Origin of the sequence: Streptococcus infantis, assembly GCF_047463635.1 — a bacterium.
In the GTDB taxonomy this organism is placed as follows: domain Bacteria; phylum Bacillota; class Bacilli; order Lactobacillales; family Streptococcaceae; genus Streptococcus; species Streptococcus infantis_W.
Genome location: NZ_JASHDL010000001.1, coordinates 271,719 through 294,986, shown reverse-complemented (window position 1 = coordinate 294,986; position 23,268 = coordinate 271,719). Strand labels below are relative to the sequence as shown.

24 protein-coding genes are annotated in these 23,268 nt (G+C 38.9%); 2 read left to right on the top strand and 22 right to left on the bottom strand.

Annotation, left to right across the window (positions count from 1 at the left end):
• Window positions 1-7: 7 nt before the first annotated feature.
• From aguA to QM867_RS01355, 13 genes are all read right to left on the bottom strand, one after another.
• Entirely contained in the window at window positions 8-1,093 is a 1,086-nt protein-coding gene (gene aguA / locus QM867_RS01415) for an agmatine deiminase (protein WP_248034270.1), read from the bottom strand.
• The gene (gene nspC / locus QM867_RS01410; RefSeq protein WP_248034271.1) at window positions 1,090-2,217 is read right to left on the bottom strand and encodes a carboxynorspermidine decarboxylase; all 1,128 of its coding nucleotides are present in this window, start codon (window positions 2,215-2,217) and stop codon (window positions 1,090-1,092) included. Before nspC ends, aguA begins: the two co-directional genes overlap by 4 nt.
• Window positions 2,217-3,476: a saccharopine dehydrogenase family protein gene (locus tag QM867_RS01405; RefSeq protein ID WP_248034272.1), complete on the bottom strand. Its 1,260-nt coding sequence runs from the start codon at window positions 3,474-3,476 to the stop codon at window positions 2,217-2,219. The genes nspC and QM867_RS01405 overlap by 1 nt, the downstream gene beginning before the upstream one ends.
• Complete coding sequence (gene speE / locus QM867_RS01400; RefSeq protein ID WP_414314981.1) at window positions 3,473-4,333, bottom strand: polyamine aminopropyltransferase; 861 nt, start codon at window positions 4,331-4,333, stop codon at window positions 3,473-3,475. The genes QM867_RS01405 and speE overlap by 4 nt, the downstream gene beginning before the upstream one ends.
• Window positions 4,334-5,788, bottom strand: coding sequence for an aminotransferase class I/II-fold pyridoxal phosphate-dependent enzyme (locus QM867_RS01395; protein WP_414314980.1), 1,455 nt, complete (start codon window positions 5,786-5,788; stop codon window positions 4,334-4,336).
• Between the two features lie 596 nt (window positions 5,789-6,384).
• Window positions 6,385-7,401 (bottom strand): hypothetical protein, encoded by a 1,017-nt coding sequence (locus QM867_RS01390; RefSeq protein ID WP_414314979.1) that lies wholly within the window; start codon window positions 7,399-7,401, stop codon window positions 6,385-6,387.
• Complete coding sequence (locus QM867_RS01385) at window positions 7,394-7,861, bottom strand: hypothetical protein (RefSeq protein WP_414314978.1); 468 nt, start codon at window positions 7,859-7,861, stop codon at window positions 7,394-7,396. Before QM867_RS01385 ends, QM867_RS01390 begins: the two co-directional genes overlap by 8 nt.
• A 43-nt stretch (window positions 7,862-7,904) precedes the next feature.
• The gene (locus QM867_RS01380; RefSeq protein ID WP_075231383.1) at window positions 7,905-8,699 is read right to left on the bottom strand and encodes a DUF4261 domain-containing protein; all 795 of its coding nucleotides are present in this window, start codon (window positions 8,697-8,699) and stop codon (window positions 7,905-7,907) included.
• 47 nt (window positions 8,700-8,746) lie between these two features.
• Window positions 8,747-9,244 carry a hypothetical protein gene (locus QM867_RS01375; protein ID WP_414314977.1) on the bottom strand — a complete coding sequence of 166 codons (498 nt, stop codon included), beginning with the start codon at window positions 9,242-9,244 and terminating at the stop codon, window positions 8,747-8,749.
• 10 nt (window positions 9,245-9,254) lie between these two features.
• The gene (locus QM867_RS01370; RefSeq protein ID WP_075231385.1) at window positions 9,255-9,809 is read right to left on the bottom strand and encodes a hypothetical protein; all 555 of its coding nucleotides are present in this window, start codon (window positions 9,807-9,809) and stop codon (window positions 9,255-9,257) included.
• 17 nt (window positions 9,810-9,826) lie between these two features.
• Window positions 9,827-10,309 carry a hypothetical protein gene (locus tag QM867_RS01365; protein WP_414314976.1) on the bottom strand — a complete coding sequence of 161 codons (483 nt, stop codon included), beginning with the start codon at window positions 10,307-10,309 and terminating at the stop codon, window positions 9,827-9,829.
• 18 nt (window positions 10,310-10,327) lie between these two features.
• Window positions 10,328-11,179: a CbrC family protein gene (locus tag QM867_RS01360; RefSeq protein ID WP_414314975.1), complete on the bottom strand. Its 852-nt coding sequence runs from the start codon at window positions 11,177-11,179 to the stop codon at window positions 10,328-10,330.
• Between the two features lie 33 nt (window positions 11,180-11,212).
• Window positions 11,213-11,719 (bottom strand): YfbM family protein, encoded by a 507-nt coding sequence (locus QM867_RS01355; RefSeq protein WP_414314974.1) that lies wholly within the window; start codon window positions 11,717-11,719, stop codon window positions 11,213-11,215.
• A 119-nt stretch (window positions 11,720-11,838) separates the two neighbouring features.
• On the opposite strand from QM867_RS01355, the gene QM867_RS01350 reads away from it, so the two are divergent.
• Window positions 11,839-12,852 (top strand): hypothetical protein, encoded by a 1,014-nt coding sequence (locus QM867_RS01350; protein ID WP_414314973.1) that lies wholly within the window; start codon window positions 11,839-11,841, stop codon window positions 12,850-12,852.
• Window positions 12,853-12,904: 52 nt separating this feature from the next.
• Here QM867_RS01350 and QM867_RS01345 read toward each other — a convergent pair whose 3' ends face one another.
• From QM867_RS01345 to QM867_RS01305, 9 genes are all read right to left on the bottom strand, one after another.
• On the bottom strand, window positions 12,905-13,216 hold the full coding sequence (locus tag QM867_RS01345) for a hypothetical protein (protein WP_248034284.1): 312 nt from the start codon (window positions 13,214-13,216) through the stop codon (window positions 12,905-12,907).
• Between the two features lie 215 nt (window positions 13,217-13,431).
• A complete protein-coding gene (locus QM867_RS01340; RefSeq protein ID WP_248034285.1) occupies window positions 13,432-13,575 on the bottom strand; it encodes a hypothetical protein in 144 nt (47 codons plus the stop codon).
• Window positions 13,576-13,668: 93 nt separating this feature from the next.
• A complete protein-coding gene (locus tag QM867_RS01335) occupies window positions 13,669-14,550 on the bottom strand; it encodes a DUF4300 family protein (RefSeq protein ID WP_248034286.1) in 882 nt (293 codons plus the stop codon).
• A gap of 154 nt (window positions 14,551-14,704) precedes the next feature.
• The gene (locus tag QM867_RS01330) at window positions 14,705-15,463 is read right to left on the bottom strand and encodes an alpha/beta hydrolase (protein ID WP_248034287.1); all 759 of its coding nucleotides are present in this window, start codon (window positions 15,461-15,463) and stop codon (window positions 14,705-14,707) included.
• 89 nt (window positions 15,464-15,552) lie between these two features.
• Window positions 15,553-16,524, bottom strand: a complete 972-nt coding sequence (locus QM867_RS01325) for a DUF6892 domain-containing protein (RefSeq protein WP_248034288.1) — start codon at window positions 16,522-16,524, stop codon at window positions 15,553-15,555.
• A 14-nt stretch (window positions 16,525-16,538) separates the two neighbouring features.
• On the bottom strand, window positions 16,539-16,925 hold the full coding sequence (locus QM867_RS01320) for a hypothetical protein (RefSeq protein ID WP_248034289.1): 387 nt from the start codon (window positions 16,923-16,925) through the stop codon (window positions 16,539-16,541).
• Between the two features lie 409 nt (window positions 16,926-17,334).
• Entirely contained in the window at window positions 17,335-18,528 is a 1,194-nt protein-coding gene (locus tag QM867_RS01315) for an MFS transporter (protein WP_248034290.1), read from the bottom strand.
• A 75-nt stretch (window positions 18,529-18,603) separates the two neighbouring features.
• Complete coding sequence (locus tag QM867_RS01310) at window positions 18,604-19,467, bottom strand: XRE/MutR family transcriptional regulator (RefSeq protein ID WP_414314972.1); 864 nt, start codon at window positions 19,465-19,467, stop codon at window positions 18,604-18,606.
• A gap of 1 nt (window position 19,468) precedes the next feature.
• Window positions 19,469-21,370: an ABC-F family ATP-binding cassette domain-containing protein gene (locus QM867_RS01305; RefSeq protein WP_414273865.1), complete on the bottom strand. Its 1,902-nt coding sequence runs from the start codon at window positions 21,368-21,370 to the stop codon at window positions 19,469-19,471.
• Between the two features lie 152 nt (window positions 21,371-21,522).
• Between QM867_RS01305 and QM867_RS01300 the strand changes: the two genes are divergently transcribed.
• Window positions 21,523-23,241 carry a phospho-sugar mutase gene (locus tag QM867_RS01300; RefSeq protein WP_414314971.1) on the top strand — a complete coding sequence of 573 codons (1,719 nt, stop codon included), beginning with the start codon at window positions 21,523-21,525 and terminating at the stop codon, window positions 23,239-23,241.
• Window positions 23,242-23,268: the final 27 nt, after the last annotated feature.

The following is a 23,268-nucleotide window of genomic DNA, read 5'->3' as shown; positions in this document are numbered from 1 at the left end:
TTTTCTCCTATTCTGGAATTTGTTGGGTAATACAGTGGATATTTCCACCACCTAAAAGAATATCTCTTGCAGGGATTCCGACGACTTCACGGTCTGGGAAACACTTACTCAGGATATCCAAGGCCACTTGGTCGTTTTCGTCCTGAAATTGTGGCACCAAGACAGACTTATTGGCAATATAGAAGTTCACATAGGATGCTGCTAAACGCTCACCAGCATAGCGCTCCTCTTCGCCTTCTTCATATGAATAGCCTGGCAAATCTTCTTCCGTCACTACTTGATGGATAGCTGGAATCGGAAGTTTATGAATGGTAAAGGAACGGCCTTTTGCATCAGTTTCCTTCTCTAAGAGAGCTAAATCAGCTGCAGACATGGCATACTGGGGATCGTCTTGGTCGTCCGTCCAAGCTAAAACAATCTCCGCTGGACCAACAAAGGCTGCCACATTGTCAACGTGTTCATTGGTTTCATCTTGATAAATACCATAAGGAAGCCAGATGACTTTTTCAGCTCCAAGGCTCTCTAGTAAGGTCTTTTCAATCTCCTCTTTAGTCATGTGAGGATTGCGACCAGGACTAAGAAGGCAACTTTCAGTCACAAGAATGGTTCCTTGGCCGTCACTGTGTATAGCACCACCTTCCAGTACAAAAGGTTTGGCATCGTAAACAGGTATCTCTAAAACTTCTGCAAAGCGACTGGCCACTTGGTCATCTGCTTCATAGTCTTGATAAAGACCGTCATATGAGCCACCCCAAGCATTGAAAGACCAATCTACCGCCAAGTTTTCCCTTTTATCATTAAGGAGAATGGTCGGACCTGTATCACGAGCCCAGGCATCATTTGTTGGGATATCTAGATAAACGACCTGGTCTCCAAGATAGGATTGGGCTTCAGATAGATAGTCCTGCTCCACCAAAAGATAAACTGTTTCTCCCTGAGTAATGGTTTTGATAATCTGACTAAAAGCTTTTTTAGATGCCTTACCTTGAAAAGGCCAAGACCCTGGTCGAGTAGGCCATATCATGAGAGTCCCATGGTGGGGTTCATACTCTGCTGGCATACGATAGCCTAATTTTTTTGGACTATCCATCATGATAATCTCTCCTTAAAGTCTTGGTAGCCGAAGGATTTGACTAGACTGCACTCACCCTCTTTATCCATCACATACAAACTTGGAAGTCCAATCCCGTTAAAGGTATTATTCTTAACAAAGGAGTAGATTGCCATATCCTCGAAGTACAATCTATCTCCAATCTCAACTGGATTTTCAAAACTATAGTCGCCAATAATATCACCTGTTAGGCAGGTATTGGAAGATAATCTATAAGTATAGGCTTTTTCTTTCGCTTCAAAGCCATCTCTCAATGGGGGACGATAGGGCATCTCAAGGACATCTGGCATATGACAACTTGCTGAAGCATCTAAGACTAAAGTCTCAATCCCATTTTCAACGATGTCTAAGACTTCAGTAGCTAAATAACCAGCATTGAGTGCAATCGCTTCTCCTGGTTCGATATAGACGTCAAGGTTATAGGTTTCACGAATACGTTTAATCTCAGAAATCAGCAAGTCCACATCATAGTCGGCTCTCGTAATGTGGTGTCCACCTCCCATATTGAGCCATTTGACCTCATGCAAATAGGCTCCAAACTGCTCTTCTACTGCTTTCAAAGTCGTTTGTAAATCATCTGCCCCTTGCTCACAAAGAGTATGAAAATGAAGGCCGTCCACCAAGTCCAGCAAATCACTCGGTATCTTGTCTGATGTCACTCCAAAACGGGATCCAGGAGCACAAGGGTCATAGAGCGCGTGATCTCCTTGTGTTGAACATTGAGGATTGATGCGTAGACCTACACTAATACCAGCTTCACGACAAGGTTGACCATATTTTCGTAATTGTCTCTCAGAGTTAAAAACAATATGATCAGATATTTGAAGCAACTCTTCCATGTCAGCTTCCTTGAAAGCAGGCGCAAAGACATGGACTTCTCCCGGGAACTCTTCTCTAGCTAGCTTAGCTTCATAGAGACCACTAGCTGTCGTACCAGACAGATACTGACTAATCAAAGGATAGGTTTTATAGAGGGAATAGGCCTTTTGAGCTAGCAACACCTTACAGCCTGCCTTTTCTTGAACCTCTTGTAGAATGCGGCAATTCTCCTCTAATTTTCCTAAGTCAATGATATAAGAAGGTGTTGGTACTTGTTCTAACTTCATTAGTCCACCATTTGTGGATTTTCAACCACAACCCATGGCAAACCGTATTTATTCAAGGCTTCCATGAATGGATCTGGATCCAACTCTTCAAGGTTATGAACTCCTGGTTGTTTCCAAGTACCATCCATCACTAATTTTGTTCCAATCATGGCAGGAACACCTGTTGTGTAAGAAATTGCCTGTGAACCAACTTCTGCGTAGCATTCCTGGTGGTCGCAAACATTGTAGATGTAGATAGTCTTCTCAACGCCATCTTTGACACCTGTAAAGATACAGCCGATATTGGTTTTACCAACAGTGCGTGGGCCAAGGCTTGCAGGATCTGGAAGCAAGGCTTTCAAGAATTGAATTGGAACGATTTCTTGTCCATTGAAGTTAATAGTATCTGTACGGAGGAGTCCAACATTTTCAAGACATTTCATGTGCGTCAAGTAAGATTGACCAAAGGTCATAAAGAAGCGAATGCGTTTAACTCCTGGAATATTCTTTGCTAATGATTCAATTTCTTCATGGTGAAGGAGATACATGTCTTTTTGCCCAACTTGAGGGAAATCATACTCACGTTTGATAGACATAGCTTCGACTTCTACCCATTTTCCATCTTCCCAGTAAGAACCTGGTGCAGAAACCTCACGTAGATTGATTTCTGGGTTAAAGTTTGTCGCAAATGGATAACCATGGTCACCACCATTACAGTCCAAAATGTCGATATAATGGATTTCATCAAAATAATGTTTGAGTGCATATGCTGAAAAGACGCTGGTCACACCTGGGTCGAAACCAGATCCAAGCAGAGCGGTTAATCCAGCTTCCTTGAATTTTTCTTGGTAAGCCCACTGCCATGAGTAGTCAAAGTAGGCAGTAAAACCAAGTTCCTTACAACGTTTCTCATAGATGGCACGCCACTCAGGATCTTCTGTATCCTCTGCCTCGTAGTTAGCTGTGTCAATATAGTGCACACCTGTTGCCAAACAAGCATCCATAATAGTCAAATCTTGGTATGGTAGAGCTACGTTCAAAACAGCTTCTGGTTTGTAGCTTTCAATCAAGGCAATCACTTCTTCTACCTTGTCAGCATCAAGAGCAGCTGTCTCAATCTTAGTATTTGTTTTACCTTCTAATTTAGCCTTCAAGTCATCACATTTTGACTTGGTACGGCTTGCAATCATAATCTCTTTAAAAGTTTCGCTGTCTTGACAAATCTTTGAAATAGCAACCTGGGCAACGCCCCCACATCCGATAACTAATAAACGACTCATTTTCTTCCTTCCTCTTCTTCTAAAATGTCTTCAACGTATTTTGGCAACATAAAGGCCCCCACATGTAGGTTTGCAGTGTAGTATTCTGTGAAAAGCTTGCGTTTTTTCCAGCCTTCCTTGTCAAAATCTTTGACAGGGTGATATTTTTTCGATGCAAATCCAAATAACCAATAGCCAGCAGGACTGGTAGGGATATGAGCCTGATAAACTCGGCTGATTGGAAAGGCTTGATTGACCTTGCGGTGCATGCTGCGGCATGCAGACTCATCCTCGTCAAAGAAGGGACTACCATGCTGATAAATCATAATTCCGTCCTCTTTCAAGGCTCTGTAACTATTACCGTAAAATTCCTTGGTAAAGAGCCCTTCCGTATGGCCAAAGGGATCTGTCGCATCGTTAATGATAATATCGTAATCATTTTCACAGTTTCTCAAAAATCTCAATCCATTTTGATAGTAAATGGTGACACGAGGGTCATCAAGTCCTGCTGCAAAGTCTGGGAAATACTCACGACAGACCTCAACCAACATCTCATCAGGTTCCACGATATCGATTTGTTCCAATTCTGGATAGAGTGTCAAAACTTGGGCAACACCACCATCACCACCCCCAATTACCAAAACTTTCTTTGGATTGGGATGGACAGCCATAGGCACATGGACCGTCATTTCATTGTAGACAAAGTCATCTGCATCTGAAAACAAGACATGCCCATTTAAAATCAATATCTTCCCAAAAGCAGGCGTGTCTAAAACTTCGATATCCTGCCATTCACTTTTACCAGCGTAGAGTTGCTTGGCTGTTCTCAGGGATAATTTCACATCTGGAGTATGAACTTCAGAAAACCATAAATCCATCTAGTTCTCCTTTCTTTCAATGACGTTGATGTGATTGACCTCTGGATCTTCCGTTCCTTGGAGGGAACAACCACGTTCTTTGGCGAATTTTATATAATCAACAATCTCTCGTGTAATCCGTTCACCTGGCGCCAGGATTGGAATTCCTGGAGGATAGCACATGACAAATTCGCCACAGACTTGACCAATGGACTCGTCCAGGGTTAAACTTCTTCTCTCTGAGTAGAAGGCTTCCTGAGGAGAAAGCACTAACTCAGGTTGGATATATTCTCCAGCAATCAAGTCCTTCCCATCTCGTGAGTAGAGTCTCTTGATGTCAGCCAAAGCACCAACCAAGCGTTCAATGTCTTGAATGCGGTCACCAATCGAAATGTAGGCCAAGATATTGCCAATATCACCAAACTCAATCTGAATGTCATATTCATCCCGTAAGAGGTCATAAACTTCAATACCTGTTAAACCAATGCCCTGAGTGTAAACTGACAGCTTAGTAACGTCAAAATCACAGACCGACACGCCATCTACTAACTCTTTTGAGTAGGCGTAGTAGCCACCGATGGCATTGATTTCACGACGAGCATACTCAGATAGCTCAATGACCTTCTCAAATGACTCTTTACCACGAAGGGCCAGATTGCGGCGTGAAACATCCAAACTAGACATTAACAAATAGGATGCTGATGTTGATTGGGTTAGGTTAATGATTTGACGCACGTACTCGGGATTCATCTGATCCCCAACTAAAAGAAGTGAACTTTGTGTCAAGCTACCACCAGATTTATGCATAGACACTGCTGACATATCTGCTCCTGCATCCATAGCAGATAGAGGAAGTTTATCTGTAAAGTGGAGATGAGCTCCGTGTGCCTCGTCTACTAAGACTTTCATTCCTGCAGCATGGGCCATCTCTGTTAACCCCTTAAGATCTGAACAAATACCATAGTAGGTTGGATTGTTAATTAGGATAGCCTTGGCATCTGGATGGTCCTTAATAGCTTGCGCCACACGATCATTTTCAAGCCCCAAAGCAATACCGATTTTAGGATCCACACTCATCTCGATATAGATGGGGATAGCACCACACAAAACAAGGGCGTTGATAGCTGATTTATGTACGTTACGCGGAAGAATAATCTTATCTCCAGCTTTACAAGTGGAGAGAATCATGGTTTGAACAGATGAAGTTGTCCCCCCAATCATTAGGAAGGCATGAGCAGCTCCAAAAGCTTCCGCTGCTAGTTCCTCTGCTTCTCTGATAATCGAAATGGGATGCCCTAGATTATCCAAAGGCTTCATAGAATTGACATCAATTCCTACACATTTCTCACCCAGAAGTTCAACCAACTCTGGATTCCCACGGCCACGTTTGTGACCAGGTACATCAAAAGGTACAATTCTTTTCTTTCGTAACTTGACCAGTCCCTCATAAATAGGAGCTTGGTTTTGATTTAACATTATAGAGACATACTCCTTTACCATAGTTTTACACCTTAACAATGCAAGGTGCTAAAGGATACTTATGAAAAAAGAGCAGGTTGGCACCTGCTCTACAATCTACTGACGTGTTTATGTTTGTTTCTTTTGAGTATGTCTGTTCCTGATGTTTCCTAACTCTCTAGTAGCAAATATTACGTACTTTATTGATCGTTTCACAAGATGACGTGTGCTTTCACCACACTAACAAATCTATACGAATTAGGACAAGTGCCCTAACATCAACTTATAAAAGTAGGCTTTTAACCCTATCAATAATGTGGCTTTCCAACCACGCTTCGGCATTCAACCCTGCCTGTCCGTAGGCATTTTTTACTCGGGTTTATATTTGCTAGAAAACATCATCTCATTTTCTAAGCTTCATTACTATATCATGTTTTCACTATCTTGTAAAGTATTTTTAGAACCTTTTTTAAACAATTTAACATTTTGTTCGTGAAATTGCTTTAGTTTCAAAATAGAAATCGTTTTAAAATAAGTTCAAAAAGATTAAAAAGGAACTAAAATACTCAGTTCCTCAAGTAGTTATAAGTACAGTCAACTATTCAAAATCCTATCTACTCATCTCGTGCTACTTGAATAGCTAGCTCAAAATCAGTCATCAAATAATTTTCATCTAGTCGGATAAGACTATAATATTCATTCCAAAATAGAGAGTCACTGTTACTTGACCACTGTAATCCATACCACAATTGAGTGACATCACTTGTATGTGATGGGGGGATTGACCATAGATGCTTTTTAAAAGTTTCTTGAACAAGTGGAACATCCAGTCGACTAGTCAAGTCGAGTTCATCCAATTTCAAAATTATAGAATGTTCTTTAGCTGCTTCAATGCTATCCTTGTTAAATCGAACCTGAATAACCTTAGAATCTTCTAGAACCACGTCCTTATCTTCTGCCCCGTAAAAGGAAATACTCCCAAGAACTATGCCATCTTTTGCAAAGAGATAGGGAGCGTAGGGAACAGCATTGCTATCAAGTCTGAAGCCTTTTTCGATAGTGACTGACTTATCTCCTGAATACTTTTGGAAATTGCCTTCTGTCAGGAGGTCTTCGGAGTCGCTACCACCATCACCTTGTCTTACATAGATATCAAATCCAGCTTCCATCAGATCACTTGCTTTTGTTTCTGCTAACGTGATTTTACTTTCATTAATTTGCAAAATCGGTGCTTGAGGCGGGAGTCCAATCGTGAGATTAAACATGACTCCTACTAGAAAAACCATAAAGGTTATAAGGAGGGCGAGCATAGACTTCCCTGTTCGTTTTCGAGCATTAAAAAGGGCCATTAGAGCTGGTAGGAGGATCATTTTGGCTAAAATAGAATTCCCAACACCACCTCTATTTAAGGTCTGAAAAGCAAACATCCCCGCGATTGCAATCAGGGACAGGTAGACCAAAATCTCACCTAGACCCAGCTTTTCAGTTCGAGTTTGTTGGTTTACAGGCGTTTCGTACAATGACTGCCCATTCTCTTTCCTCTTTTTTAGAAAAAGATAAAACCCCAGACCGAGTAGCAGATTAAAGATTGCAAAAACTATTAAAGTACCTATTATCGCCGTTCTAGCCATGGCTCTCTACTCCTTTATGTTCTCTCTCAAATCTTATCTTTCTCTTTAATGTCCAATTCCCAACTAATAAAACTAGCAAGAAGAAGGGGCCGCCTTCTATCAGTACAATCGGTAAAGCCAGTATAGCAATCATCAAAAAACTAGCTTTCTTTTGACGCCAACTACCGCCCCATTCTCCGTTTATCAGCTGACCCAAATAGTCGATGTAGTCAGTATACATCATAAACAAAGGATTTTGGAAATCACTGAGCCTTAGGTAAATGAATAAAGCAGAATTTAGCAAAACATAAAGAATTCCAAGGACTAGAATAATCTTTTGACTAGTTCGAGTAGCCTCGAGAAGGATTTTTTCTTTGTTCTCTGGCTTTATTTCCTTGATACTTGGATTCTTACAAGAGAGTTTTTCAAATTTATAGACCAGAAATCGGTAGAGATAATACTTTTTTATATCACGCTTCATAAAAACCTCAATCTAGGAAGAACACTCAATTATAAATCATGGTCTAAACCTCTAATTTCAAGGAATTTCCTTCCAAATAGATGGCTTTTGACTCAGTGATTTTGATTTTTTGATCTTCTGAAAAGCCAATGGTTTCACCGTCCTTTAAGGTGACATCACTGCCCAAAATATACTGAAGAATGGACAAGAGAAAAAAATATAAGTCATCGCTATTCATAGGGGAGTCGATAATTTCAATCTCAGTTTTTCCAAACTCTTTCAAACCATAAGTGTAAATGCTGGTCTTATCTTTCTGATTGATAATCCCCATATAGATCCAGAGTTGAAGGGGAAGCATTTCTTCTTTCAAAAGGTCAGCCAGGTCTAGATAAAGATCTTTGGGCAAAAGCAAGGTGGTAGAACCCTGATAAATACCAATAGCTGATTGACTAGTTTTTAGGATAGAGGCATTGACTTTAGTTAATAAGGAATAAGTTTCTACTGGCGAAAGATTGTCAGACAGGATAGAAACAATAGCGTGTTTTGTGTGCTCCTGTGTTTCCTTCTCAACATCCTGCCAGAGGTAAGAATAAGCATACAATTCTTCAAATTCTTGACTTGGGATAGGAAGATCCATCAATGCCAAAGCAACGAAAGCACCATCAATCACAAAGGTTGCACTAGAATCATCACCAGAAACTTCAGAAATTTCAAGCCCCCAGTGAGATTTCAATTCCTGAAAAACCTGGTCTAAAGAATAAGCCTGCTTGCCTTTGAAGAGGGGCATGGACAAGGTAAGGCTCTTTTTCTTCTCTGACTTTTCTTTCTTACTAGCAAATAGATTTTTCAAAAATTTCATAGGACTTCTCCTTTTCTCATATCAGTTGGAAAGTAAAGCTATCTTACTCAAAGTAAGTCGCCATACCAAGTTTCTTCATCCTCAAAACCGTAAAATTTCTGGTCAAGCAACCAATTTCCATCCACCAATCTAAGAACAAACTGATGCTTCATTTCTAAAGCTTCTTGATAATGGGTGATAATTCTTGCTTCTTCAGCTTTTGTCATGATAAAATCTACAGAAAAATCATTCGTTTGAACATAGTTATACTCACTTGGGGAAGCATAAGAATTTCGAGGTCCTCTTTCCAAGTATTTTTGAGTCACTCGTCCAGTTAGAAGTTGCATTTGTCTCTGAAAATAGTCATCCAGAAGTTCATTCCACTTGGGATGAACTTGATTTGCTGGGATGCCAAGGCCTTCTTTTTCCTTATCCAGTGCTCTGTTACGCTCAAAAATTTCCTCTTCTAACAAGGTTAAACTTTTGAGTAAATCAAGCAATGGTGTGATGATTATTTCTGCCAGAGTTTGATATCTTTCAGGGGTATTTTTATAGTTCACTCTCATAATTACTCTCTTAACTCTCCTGGATTAATTGCTTTAATTCTAAGTCTGAAAGTTTTCCTTCCATGTAAAGTTTCCTAAGTAAATCCTTATATACGGTAATTTCATAATAGTCAGTCACAAACTCATGAAATCTCTCAAAGCTATCAAAGAGGTAAGATAGCAACCATTCTCCGCCATCCTGGTCTTGGTAAGTCTGTTGATGCGCTTGACCGTCATACCAGATAAGGAAGGTTGTTTCATCTTTTTGGTCTTCTGAATAAAGTGAGACATACTTTTCATCCAGTCCTTTATAAAAACTATCGATGATATCTTGATTCCACTCGTCAGCAGCAAACTGGCTTAAACTACTTTCATGATCAAAGCCTTTTATAAGGATCATTTTATCAGTCAAAATCACATCTAAAGAATCACCAGAGCCATTATCAATAAGGTAGCGGAGTCCATAGTCTTCCTCAGTCTTAATCACGAGTCTGAGCCAATCCTCACTCGGATCTGTCAGATACTCATCAATAACCAGCAAGGCATCTAAACGAGTCTTTATCTTGTCCCAATCAATCTTTCTCATCTCTAAAAACCTCCGTCTTATCCTTGCGATTTATCAAGATCACAAGCCCTATAGCGAGCTGTTAGATAGCCTGAAAGGCTAATCTGAGGGATATTCCACTCATTAGGCAAATAAATCGAACAATCTACCTGATCACCTAGAGGGGAACTTGCTGAAAAGACATATCTTCTCAAATCCTCATTATTAGAATTTCTTTCAACTTGACCCAATCTGCTAGCATTGAACCAGTCTTTAAACAGTAGCCAGATTTGCTCGGCATCTTCGTTTAATAAGGAGACTTTCAAGTTGTAGCTGATTCCGACTCTACATCTTTTTTTGAATCCTGACTCATCAGCCCTACAAACTTTTATCGATCCCTTATCATACTGCCAGTTATCACTATCTAATAGGGGAAATTGAGCAGATAGATTGTCTTTAAATCCCTGCATATTATCTAATAAATCTTTGGAAGCAGCTTCGAATACTTCTAGTCCTTCCATAGGCTTCACTTTAATTTTCATAGCGAATCACATTTCGATTTAATCTGCATCGACCCAGATCTGGTATTTTTGACAATGTAGACATCTAAACAAATAACCACAGATAGGCCCGTCTTTGACCAAGTAGTCTTCTACCTCTTGATATTCTTCACGCGCTTCATAGTCTGCCAAGACTTGCTCAGCGATTCCCATGTCCTTCAATTCTCGAGTTCCAACTGTACCCAAGTAAGCACAGTAATCTTGACAACAAGAAAGCCAATATTCTCCCTGCCAACTAGAGTATCCTGGGGTCTGACAAAAAAGCAGCTGATTCTTTTCTGAATCCAATTCACCCTGCCACTCGGCATCTTGGATAAATTCCGCATCGAATTTTTTGGCCGCTTGACCGTTTGCAATACAAAATGGGCAAAGGTATTCTATGTTGTCAATACAGTAAGGAATCAAGTCATAATAAATATTGCTTTCTTTCCCACAAGATGGACAAAGCTTAGCTTCTCCTTCAACAAATGAACCTGTAGCTAAGGGATCTGGATGATAGAGAAAATGAGGTAAGTCTTTTAACAAGTCCTGTCTTTGCTTCTTCTCTTCTTTTCTTAGGGGACGAGGAAGGGCAAAACGATCGCCATGACTCTGACTCATTTCTTGTAAACGGCTCAGTTTCTTTAATTGTTTTCGGTCTGGTTTATCTAAGATTTCGGTAAATAAGCTATAGGCACTAGTGTAGAGACCCAATTGTTCATAGAGGTTAACTAAGACTTTCTTCGCTTCTAAATCATCAGATTTAGCTAATTCATCAGCCAAATCATAGAGAGCCGCGACACTTGAAGGCTTTCCATCTTTAGCATGGTATTCCCTTGTCAGGGTGATATATTCTTGTAAATATGGATTCATCTGACTACCTTTTCTTACATGGATAAATTCTGATTAACAAATGGTGACGAGGACATTTCCATTGAGCTCCAGAATCTTTTTGTAAAACTCTTTCATATTTACAAAGCAGGTTAAAATGTCATCCTTGATTTCTTCCTCTTCCTCAAGATAATCCCAAATATTAGGATACAAGTCGGCTTTCTTACAGGCTTCCATGCTAAAGTCAGTCATAGCTCTGTCCATGTCAAAACTTTCTAAAGCTTCTACAATCTCAGCTATCCTGTTTTTTTCAGTATAGGCGATATATTCAGATACATCCTCTAAAGGAGTCACCCCTAAAACAGCTTCTCTCAAGGGATTGTCGTCCAAAAATTCTGAACTACTAAATCCTGTCAAGACAAAGACCAAGGCATCCCACATTTTGTCAATATCTATTAAGATATCATGACTATCAGCGGAATCTTCAGCAAAATCTAACAAGTCATCTTCTTGATTGGAAAGACCTTTTATTTGTTCTAATTCATCGTCTGGTAAATATTGATAATTGGCAATCATTCCCATGATTTTACTCCTTTGAATCAGATAGTATCATACGGATATTTCTAGCTCTATTTTCCTAGAAAATGCTATAATGGAGCTAAGAAATTGTTTTATTGTATGTTAAATAGGGGGAAGTAGTCATGTTCACTACTATTGTTTTAGGATTTTATGCTCTTTTCTTTCTATCCTTATCCTTTACCATTTATCTTTATATTAGACTTGTAGTTGCTGTAAAAAAAGGCAAAGACATTCCCAAATGGATTTATAAACTCGGCCATGCTGTTCAAGGAAGAATTCACGTTGACTATGAAGAAATCACTGATGCCAATGCCCTTAAAGAGATTCATTGGTTCTTGCTGATCTATTTAATCGTAAATCTACTCCTATTAGCTAGCTTCTACTATCATGGTAATAGCTTTCCTCAAGCCATTTATGAATGTTTGAAAAAACAATTTTTTATTGTACTTGTTAGTATGGTTTTAAAAAGTCTTGGAAAATTTGTTGTACTAGCTATAAGAAAAAACTTTCATAACAGTCATGCCTATGCATCAACCAACTCTTTTGTCGGGACAGCTTTTTTAACGAGTTATGTTTTTATGTTTTGCATGATGATGAGTGGCCTTCCAGCGCAACCTGTTCCAGTAACCATTCAAGATACCACTGTCATTATCGGGGAGACCAAGGCTTCCGAGCTTTTAGATCATGGGTTCACCTTCGCAGATAAAGATGCAGATAGTCCTATTACCAATCCAAAAAACGACCACTTCTACTACGTTCTCGAAGTCATGCGGGATAATCAGTCCTATGGCTTTATGAGCCTTACTCCTACAGAAAAAGATACTGATCAGCTCAAAAACTGCGTCGTCACCTACTACAGAACGCCCAAGGATACTCGTCAGTTGCAGGAAATTTCTATCAATCATGTCAGTTTAGCAAATCTCAAGCTCCAAGACTTTCAAACACGACAATTAATCGATATCTTTGAAGTCAATCCTGCTGATTATAATGTCTCTGATAAGGATACCAACTTCATTCTGACTATTCAAACAGCAGATTACGACCTCTGGAAAAGATACCGGATTGAAGCTAAGTTTAATAGAGATGGTTCCCTAGATAGCTATGGTGTCAGAGCCCAACACAGCATGTGGGAATAAAATACTATCATTTCAATACGAACAAGTATAAGATTTAGTAATTAATTAAAAACTACTTAATCTTATGTTTGTTCATTTTTTCTTGGAAAATATCTGTAAGAATTTGGCGCAATTCTTGAGCTTCCTTTTCAGGAAGTTGGCCTTCTTGTTCAGCTACAGCGTACAACTCTGGATACTCGAGCGAGATTCTCTTAACAGTACGTGTAATGGCATGTTTTCTAACAAAAAATGGAATCCGTTTAATCATATCTTGAGGAATCAAACCGATAATCTTATCGGCAGTTTCCTTATCATTCAGCTTAGAGAAAGTTAGTCCCTTTTTAATCATTTCTTGTTCTTTTTCTGTAAAATCTTTAATATCCATTGTGTCTCCTTATAACTATTTTATTTACTACTATTATACTATTTTTTTAATTGATCGAATGAAAAGTCTCTATAAATCACTTCTTTGCCAAGAACGGAATCTGTTGTAACAGGTAGTTTTTGCAGCAAATCTTGGATATCAATATCGTTGGGAAGAGGATTCAATTCTCCCAGACTATTTTCCTGAAGATGTGCTGCAAAGATAAACTCTCCCTTTTACCAATCCATAGCACAATCATTGATAACATCTACTGGAGACAGGTCCAGCAGTTCTTGCTCTTGCGCTCTAAAAGTTTCGTAGATCAATTCAAAAATAGCTTCCTTATCAATTTTTACAACTCTTAATGTATGTTCATCCATGCTTGCTGTCCTCTAATCATATCAATTTAGCTATCATTCGATTGGTAACTTCTTATCCCACTCTTTAGGCAAATCATCCCAAAAATACTACTTTTAGAGTTGAACCCACTTATCATTATCCATAATAAATGGTTTAGCTAGACCTTCACCTGTATAGTTTTCATATTTTGTATCTAGATATTTGTAGCAATCTTCCTTGGTCGCAAATTTAATGGCTTGATAAGGTTCCTCAAAGGTCAACTTTTCAACAAAGAGGCAGCCATCCTCGCTTGGCACAAGTATACCGACATGGCCGATAAAGAGGGATTGCCCATCCAAGTCATCATGGACGACTACAGACAACATTCTTGCATTTTCATTAAACTTGAATTGAGAAAGGAAGTTTTCCATCTTAGCAGCATGAACCTTGACATCAGTTGTTGCTTGGGTCTTGACTCTTGAGAATAGAATATCAAAGGCATCCTTGTCTTCTGCACCAAAGATTTTTCCCTTATCAATAGCATCATTATCGACAAACAAAAGGGAATCATCTTTCTCTAACTTAGGAATTTCGATGGAATTTTTCAATAAACAATAACTGTTGATACGACAGTTGGTACCTACAAAATCACCTTTTTTCGGTGTCCAAAGATTACTAATCTTTTCTACGTCATACTCGTTTTTGGTAAATGTAGAAAAATCTCCAGTTAAACCAACTGAACCGACAGTATTGTTATAATCATTTACAAGGTTGAAAAATGCATCCACACTGTCCTTATCCAAATGCGCAGCCAAAGCTTTTCGAACTTCTTCTGCACTTGGTTTACTGTTCATATTGGTGTAAGACGCTTTCCAGGAAACTTGACCAGACTGTGTTTGAGTTACTGAGTTTTCCGTAGTAGCATCGCTTGCCTTTTGTGGTTGACTGCAAGCTACTAAGGTCAAAAGAAACGTTGAGCAAAGGACAATTTTTATCAGTCGATTGTTTTTTTTCATCAATTTATCTTTCTAAATATGTTTGGAGTTGCAAGCACTTTTGGCGAGCAACTATTTTAGCAGCTCTTAGATAAAGTTAAGGTCATACAGGATCTTGCATCAATCTATTTTCACTCATTTCTATGGTCTTACACATAGGTCTTTTTTGTGTGTTCTAATACTGTACATTAGTTAACATTTCATCTCGCAGGATCTTAGAGTAAACTGCCGAATTTTCAGTGATCTTGCGACAGTGGTCATATCCTTGCCAAATGTGAAATGTGGCATGAGGATACTTTTTTGGAAGAACTTTTTTAGCAGCTATCAAGTCGAATTCTTTTGAACCATAAAAGAAAACACAGTTTTTTTGTTCCTCTAGCGTAAGATTAGGCAAAGCTACGAAGGCACAATCATGGGAAATATGTCTGATACTTTCTTCAGCCATAGCAATGAAAGAATCCGCCATCATCTCTCCTTTTTCTCCATAAAGTGAAACCATCTTATGAACAGCTATATTTCTATTTCGCAAGGCTTTTCTATGCTTTATTAACAATAAATACCTAGTAAAGACATCAAGCAAGGGCGCATTGGTCCATAAACTAACCCCTTCAAAAACAAGTTTCCCAAACCTGATATCCTTGTAATTCAATAATTTCAGTAACACAACTCCACCCAAGGATGCACCAAAGGCTAAACTCAGGTCTTTTATCTGATGTTCTTTTAGATAATCATAGATCATCTGGCTTTCCTTAAGAGCTGACTCGTAAGTATCCGAAGCTGATTGCCCATGCGCAGACAAATCCGGAATGATATATCTAAACTCTTGCCCCATCTGGTCTGCAATAAGGGACTTCATCCCTTGAGCAGATGATAACATAGGGTGGATTAACAATATCGTCTCTTTCTGATTAGAATTAAGATCAAGAATGTTCATTTTCCAACACCAGATTTCTTTCCTTTTTAGCCCTTATCCTTAAAGAACTTATCTCATCCATTTATGATTTATCCAGATAAATGCGACAATTATAATAACTTCACTTGAACCCCTTGCTTGTCGAACGTTTCTTTGACATGTTCAAAATTATTGCTTATGATAGTCGCTTGCTTCAGATTTGGAAACTGTTGCAGTTCTTTAAGACTCACTTCATTTAGATCGAAACCATCATCTTCTCCATCCCACTGAGGAATCAAATTCAGATAAATTTCATTTCCGCCATCCATATAGATTTCTTGAACTTGTTCGGCATATTTCTTAGGTATAGGAAGATTCATCATATATTCAAGGGCCGGCTGAATAATCTCCATACTTTCTGTGTCGATTTCCTCTTCACTAAATTCTTCCGCAAAATCATAGATGTCAAAGTAGGGTTTCAGTACAAGTAAATCATACATCAAAACTTGGATAATAGTTAGTTTAAAATTTATATTGTCAAAGTGTAGCAGTTCTTCGTCAGTTTCTTTTAACTTGTAGCTTTCCCGTTCATGTTTGACCTCTGGAAAGTAGGAAATAGAAAGTGTGTCAGTGATGGTCTCTGCAATTCCATTAAAATTAGTTCCGTAAGGAGTCCATAAAATCAAGTTAAAATCCCCTACTCTCTGTCTATCAGAAATAAAATAAGGGCTTTTTCCATTACAAGTTATCAGGGTCTTGCAAGGATTGAGAGGTAATTCTTCCTCGTCCCACATGGGTTTGACCTTCTCTCCAAAATATAAATATAGCGAAGTTATTAAATACTCCTCATCAATATAGACCTCACAACTCTTTAAGTGTTGTTTAACTTCAAAGGAATGCACAAATACGAAACCAAGTTCATCATAAATGTATTTGATAAACTGCCCTTCTTTTTTGAAAAATCGGTCAGGTTTTCCAAAAACAGTTTCAATATCCTTTAATGATAAAGGGAAATTCAAGCTTGTTTCTAGAACATCGATAGAATTTCCGTGTAAATTCATAGAAAGGACCTTAGCTTTTTTCTTTCTAAAAAAATCAAACATATTACTACCTTTTCTTAAGTTTCTTCAAGATACATTTTGACTGCTAGGTATTCCTGCTCTTTAGCATAGGCAAATACTTCTGAATTTCTAATGTAGTCAAAAATATTTTCCTCTAAATCTTCATCCCAGGTTGATTCACTAAAGATTTGATTGTCTTGACTAGCTTCATAGAAAATATCAAGGTGAACTTGATAAAACTCTTCATCTTCATTTGGAGCTTGCCTTACCAACGATAGTTGAAACAAGGGATTATCAGATATACTTGTAAACGTCCCTGATTCAAATAAAATCATCTCATCATCAATAGGCTCACGACACAAGTCTTCAAAGATAGCTACCATATCCTCTAAGGACATCTTATCGGTGATTCTTTCTCTTAAAAATTCAAGTGATTGCTTCATGCTTCTCCTCTTTCTAATTGGAGTTTCGTTCTTAGAAAAATCCTTTCAAAAAATAGAATCCCTACACCCTTTATTATACTACATTAACAGAAAAAAGACTGAAGCAGATGGCATTCACGGATATATACTATTGTAATCGGTCAATTCCCTAAAATGATTACCTAGTCCATTTTATTGTATACAGATGAGGTGTTATTTGAGCATGCCCTTTTATAACTCAATTAGTATTAAAAATAAGATAGAAACTTCAGGATGTCTACTGTCTTGTAGCATTTTTTTACCTTGATAAGTTTAACAAATCGTAGAAAATAGTTAAAAAGTCTTTAAAATTAAAAAAACGTATAATATCAAGACTTCAATGAACTGATACGATACGTTTTATAATGGGCAGATTTACTCAATTTTATCTTCAATTTTGGTTTTTCTCACTCGAATCCTTCTTCCGTCTTTGAATATAGACTATCGATATCAACGAAAGTAAAATAACTCCAAGTCCGATAATTAAAAAGGAAGCTAAATGGACGCTCGGTAGACAGGTCATTAACCCTTTCGCAATCGGCATAAAGAGAATTGCCAGTGTAAAAATGGTACTCAATACCCTCCCCAGATATTCTCCGTCAACCTTGGTCTGTACCTGTGTAAAGAAGTGAATATTAAAAATTGTCATAAAGAGTTCACAAACTAGGTTTCCTGAAAAAGTTAGAAAATTTGGCAGTGGCAAGCCCATCATGAAAACTCCTACTCCTGTGAGGATCAATAAGAACAAAAGTGTATTCATATTGGATTTAAATTTATTTGCAATCAATGCTCCGATGATTGAGCCAATTGCACCCATGGTTAAGATAGTTGCATAGGCTCCGTCTATACCATAAAATTTATTTGAAAAAGGGAGCAAAAACTCAAAAGCTGCAAAAAAGAAATTCACACTGGAAGCCACTAATAAGAGAAAGAAAATTTCTTTTTGATGCCAGATATAGTGTAAGCCATCTTTGATATCTGCAAAAATATCTTTCCCTGTAAAACTCTTCTGCTCTTGAACCTTTGATTCTTCTTTGGGAAGTAAAGCGACTAGGGCAAAAGCGATGAAAAAGGTCAAAGCATCTAATAAGAGCGTCAGATGGAGACTTGCAAATTGTAAAACAAGGAAAGAAAGCACCGGAGAACTGACTCCTACAACCTGTAAAACTAACTCCAAGCGAGAGTTATAGGTCACTATCTCGTCCTTTGCTACCACCTCTGTGATAATAGCTTTATTGGCAGGCCGAGAAAAAGCAAATGCAATGGCCTGGACAATATTAGCAAAGATCAAAGCTCCAATCATCCAGTTATCATTTCTGATAAAAGAAATGGCCAGACAGAGAATCCCACAAACCAAGTCTGTTGTCATCAAAATCTTGCGACGGGAAAAACGATCTGAAATCACTCCACCAAAAGGATTGACTAGAATGGATGTAACGAGTTCAGAAATCTGATAAATCCCTAGAACGGTTTGCCCAATCGTTCCCATCGATGCCAACCAAACACTATTCCCATAATCATAGAGCATATTTCCTAGTTTGTTAATAGCTCCACGACTAATCAACTGTACTGCATATCGATTCATAAAAACTCCTCTCAAATTTTGAAACTATTGTATCAAAACTTGAAGGAGTTTCTCATTTTTCCCTTATTTGGGAAATTAATCTTTTACAAATTTATCGTAATGTTCCTGATAGTAAGCTACTTGCTCTGGAAGACCTAGCACATCAAAAATATGCATGGCTTCCTGCATTTGTTTACAACCTTCTTCTTTTTGCCCCTTCTGATAAAGAGCAAATCCTTTAAGAAAGTGGAAAACATTACGCTCATAGAGTTTGATGCTCTTACCTATGATCTTCTCTATATAAGCTTCAAAGTAGCTGGCATTTTCAAAAGCAAGATGTTCTAAACAATGCTGGTAACAATTAAGAGCTAAAATCAAGACCAGTTTTCGATGGCGACCAATTTCTTTGTAGAAATCCTCCCTCTCCATCACTTCTCTACCAAGGCGAGCAACATAGTCCACATCATAAAAGCTGTAGAGATTGCCAAAGAGAATCAACTCATACATGGTCCATTCATCTGTTTGGAAAAGATAATCCGCCACCTTATCCAGATCAGCTTGCTTCATAGTGAAGCTAGCATCTCTTTGACAAATCAGACCTTGTAACAAAATCCAGTTCAGCTCAAAATAGAGGGGATTTGTTGAACTCTTAGCCTTTTCAAGTTGTTCTTCTTGAAGCTTTTGAAAACCTCCAATATCATTTGAATAGTAAAGCGGAATAATCTGAGCCATCAAGCCGACATGCTCATGATGTTGAAAATTTCTAGTCTTATCCATAAAATTCTCAATCGTCACGTGAATATTATCTAATATTTCAAAGAAACGAGATGCAGCCAGATCTGACTCCCCCAATTCAAATCGGGATAATTGGGAGGTCGAACAGGCCTCTCCTGCAGCTTCTTTTAGAGAGTAATTTTTACTGATTCGAAATTCACGAAAGACTTTTCCAAGATTTTCCATCTTACACCTGCTCCGACAATTCTTCCCACTCCAGCATAGCTTCTTCCTGACGATGGCTAATTTTATCCAGTTCTGCTTGCAATTGCATGAGTTCATCCGCATCATTGGTGGTATGCATTTGTTCAGAGATTGCTTGGGCTTGAGTTTCCAGCTCTTCGATTTCTGTCTCAAGACTTTCGATTTGTCTCATCAATTTACGAAGTTCTTTTTGACTTTCCTTTTGAGCTTGGTAGTCATTAACTGGAGAAGCTTCTTTTTCTTCGTTAACAGCTGCTGCTTCTTCTGCTTGGCTAGCTGCTAGCTCTGCTTTTTTATCAACATAATAGTCATAATCACCCAGATAAAGTGTTGACCCATTCTCAGATAATTCCAACACATGAGTGGCCACTCGGTTGATAAAGTAACGGTCATGGCTGACAAATAGAAGAGTCCCATCAAAGTCAATCAGTGCATTTTCCAAGACTTCCTTGCTATCGATGTCTAAGTGGTTTGTCGGCTCATCGAGGATCAAGAAGTTATTGTTTTCCATGGAAAGTTTAGCTAGAAGCAAACGAGCTTTCTCTCCACCTGAAAGCATTCCAACTGATTTCTTAACATCGTCACCAGAGAAAAGGAAGGCACCTAGGCGATTACGGATTTCAACTTCTGGCGTCAATTTAAAATCATTCCAGAGTTCGTCTAAGACTGTATTGCTCGGAGTTAACTTACTTTGCGTCTGGTCATAGTAACCAACCTCAACATTAGCACCAAAACGCTTCTCCCCCTTAATAAATGGAATTTGGTCTACAATAGACTTAATAAAGGTTGACTTACCAATACCATTAGGACCAACAATGGCGATGGCGTTCATCTTACGAAGATCAAGGTTAATGGGTTCTGATAAGATTTCACCATCATAGCCAATGGCAGCATTCTCCACCGTCAAAACGACATTACCAGATACTCTATCAGAATGGAAGGTCATATTAGCTGATTTCTTGCCAGCTTCAGGCTTGTCCAATCTCTCCATTTTCTCCAGTTGCTTGCGTCGAGATTGAGCACGTTTGGTTGTCGATGCTCGAACAAGATTTCGGTTAACAAAGTCTTCTAAGGCAGCAATTTCCTTCTGTTGTTTTTCATAGTTCTTAGCTTCAGTTGCGAGTTTTTGCTCCTTCTGCTCCACAAAGCTCGAGTAGTTTCCTACATATCTGTCCAAAGAATGTTTTGTTAAGTCGAGTGTTATGGTCGCAACCTTATCGAGGAAATAACGGTCGTGACTGACGATAATGAGGGCACCGCTATAGTTTACAAGGTAGTTTTCTAACCAGGCAATGGTTTCAATATCTAGGTGGTTAGTCGGCTCATCCAAGACCAAGAGATTAGGCTTTTCAAGGAGCATTTTAGCAAGAGCTAGACGAGTATTTTGACCACCAGATAACTCTGCAATTTTCATCTGCCACATAGACTCGTCAAACTTGAAGCCATTTAAGATAGCACGAATATCGGCTTCATAGGTAAATCCTCCAGCATGACGAAAATTTTCTGATAGGCGATCATAGTCAGACATGAGTTTATCTAGTTCTGCTCCAGTCTTTTCCCCCATCTCCAACTCCATCTGGCGAAGTTGTCTTTCAGTACGACGCAAGTCATCAAATACATGTAGCATTTCATCGTAAATGGTGTTCTCAGACTCAAAACGGCTATCCTGTGCTAGATATGAGAGGGAAATATCTTTTTTCTTATTGATTTCACCAGTGGTTGGCTCCTCTTCTCCAACCAATATCTTGAGCAAAGTAGACTTCCCAGCACCATTTTTTCCAACGAGGGCAATACGGTCTCTTTCATCTACTTGTAGGTTTATATTATCAAAAAGAACCTCTCCTGCAAAAGAACGTTCAATTTTATTAGCTTGTAAAATAATCATACAGTTAGTATAGCATGTTTCGGTAAGCCGTTCAAGACTTGTGGTTTAGGTATATTTCATAACTTTTTCAGAAACTTATGCTAACGTTTTACTAAAACTTCAAATCGTGATATAATGTAAGCGATTAGATTATATATTAAAGGAGATTTCCTATGTCTTACCAAGAAAACTACCAAAAATGGGTTGATTTCGCAGAACTTCCAGACTATCTTCGTCATGATTTGGAAAATATGGACGAAAAAACTAAGGAAGATGCCTTCTATACAAATCTTGAATTTGGTACTGCAGGTATGCGTGGCTTGATTGGCGCTGGTACAAATCGCATCAACATCTACGTTGTTCGTCAAGCTACTGAGGGATTGGCTCGTTTGATTGAGTCAAAAGGTGGAAACGAAAAAGAACGCGGTGTAGCAATTGCCTACGATAGCCGTCACTTCTCACCTGAGTTTGCCTTTGAGTCTGCGGCAGTTCTTGCTAAACACGGCATCAAATCTTACGTATTTGAAAGCCTTCGTCCAACTCCAGAACTATCATTTGCAGTTCGTCATCTCAACTGTTTCGCAGGTATCATGGTCACAGCCAGCCACAACCCTGCACCATTTAACGGTTACAAGGTTTACGGTGAAGACGGTGGACAAATGCCTCCACACGACGCGGACGCATTGACTACTTATATCCGTGCAATCGAAAATCCATTTGCAGTTGAAGTTGCTGATGTGGAAGCTGAAAAAGCTTCTGGCTTAATTGAAGTCATCGGCGAAGCTGTTGACGTAGAATACCTTAAAGAGGTTAAGGACGTAAACATCAACCCAGCCTTGATTGAAGAATTCGGTAAAGACATGAAGATTGTCTACACACCACTTCATGGTACTGGTGAAATGTTGGCTCGTCGTGCCCTTGCCCAAGCAGGATTTGACTCTGTTCAAGTCGTTGAAGCGCAAGCAACTGCCGATCCTGACTTCTCAACTGTAAAATCTCCAAACCCAGAAAGCCAAGCAGCCTTTGCCCTTGCTGAAGAACTTGGTCGTCAAGTTGGTGCAGACGTTCTTGTCGCAACTGACCCAGACGCTGACCGTGTTGGTGTTGAAGTTCTTCAAAAAGATGGTAGCTACCTCAACCTTTCAGGTAACCAAATCGGTGCTATCATGGCTAAATACATCTTGGAAGCCCACAAAAATGCTGGAACTCTTCCTGAAAATGCAGCGCTCTGCAAATCTATCGTTTCAACTGACTTGGTAACGAAAATTGCTGAAAGCTACGGGGCAACCATGTTCAACGTTCTGACTGGTTTCAAATTTATCGCTGAAAAAATCCAAGAATTCGAAGAAAAACACAATCACACTTACATGATGGGATTTGAAGAAAGCTTCGGTTACTTGATTAAACCATTCGTACGTGATAAAGACGCTATCCAAGCTGTTCTAGTCGTTGCTGAACTTGCTGCCTACTATCGTTCACGTGGTTTGACCCTTGCTGACGGTATCGAAGAAATCTACAAAGAGTACGGCTACTATGCAGAAAAGACAATCTCTGTTACCCTTTCAGGTGTCGATGGTGCTGAACAAATCAAAGCGATTATGGCTAAATTCCGTAACAATGCTCCAAAAGAATGGAATGCAACAGCTATCACGGTCGTAGAAGACTTCAAAGCTCAAACAGCTACTGCTGCTGACGGTACTGTTACAAACTTAACAACTCCTCCAAGTGATGTGTTGAAATACACACTTGCTGACGGTTCATGGATTGCCGTTCGCCCTTCAGGTACAGAACCAAAAATCAAGTTCTACATTGCAGTTGTAGGGGAAACAAACGAAGAATCACAAGCTAAGATTACTAATATCGAAGCAGAAATCAATGCTTTTGTAAAATAAGGCCCTATAAAAGATGAGACCAACCAA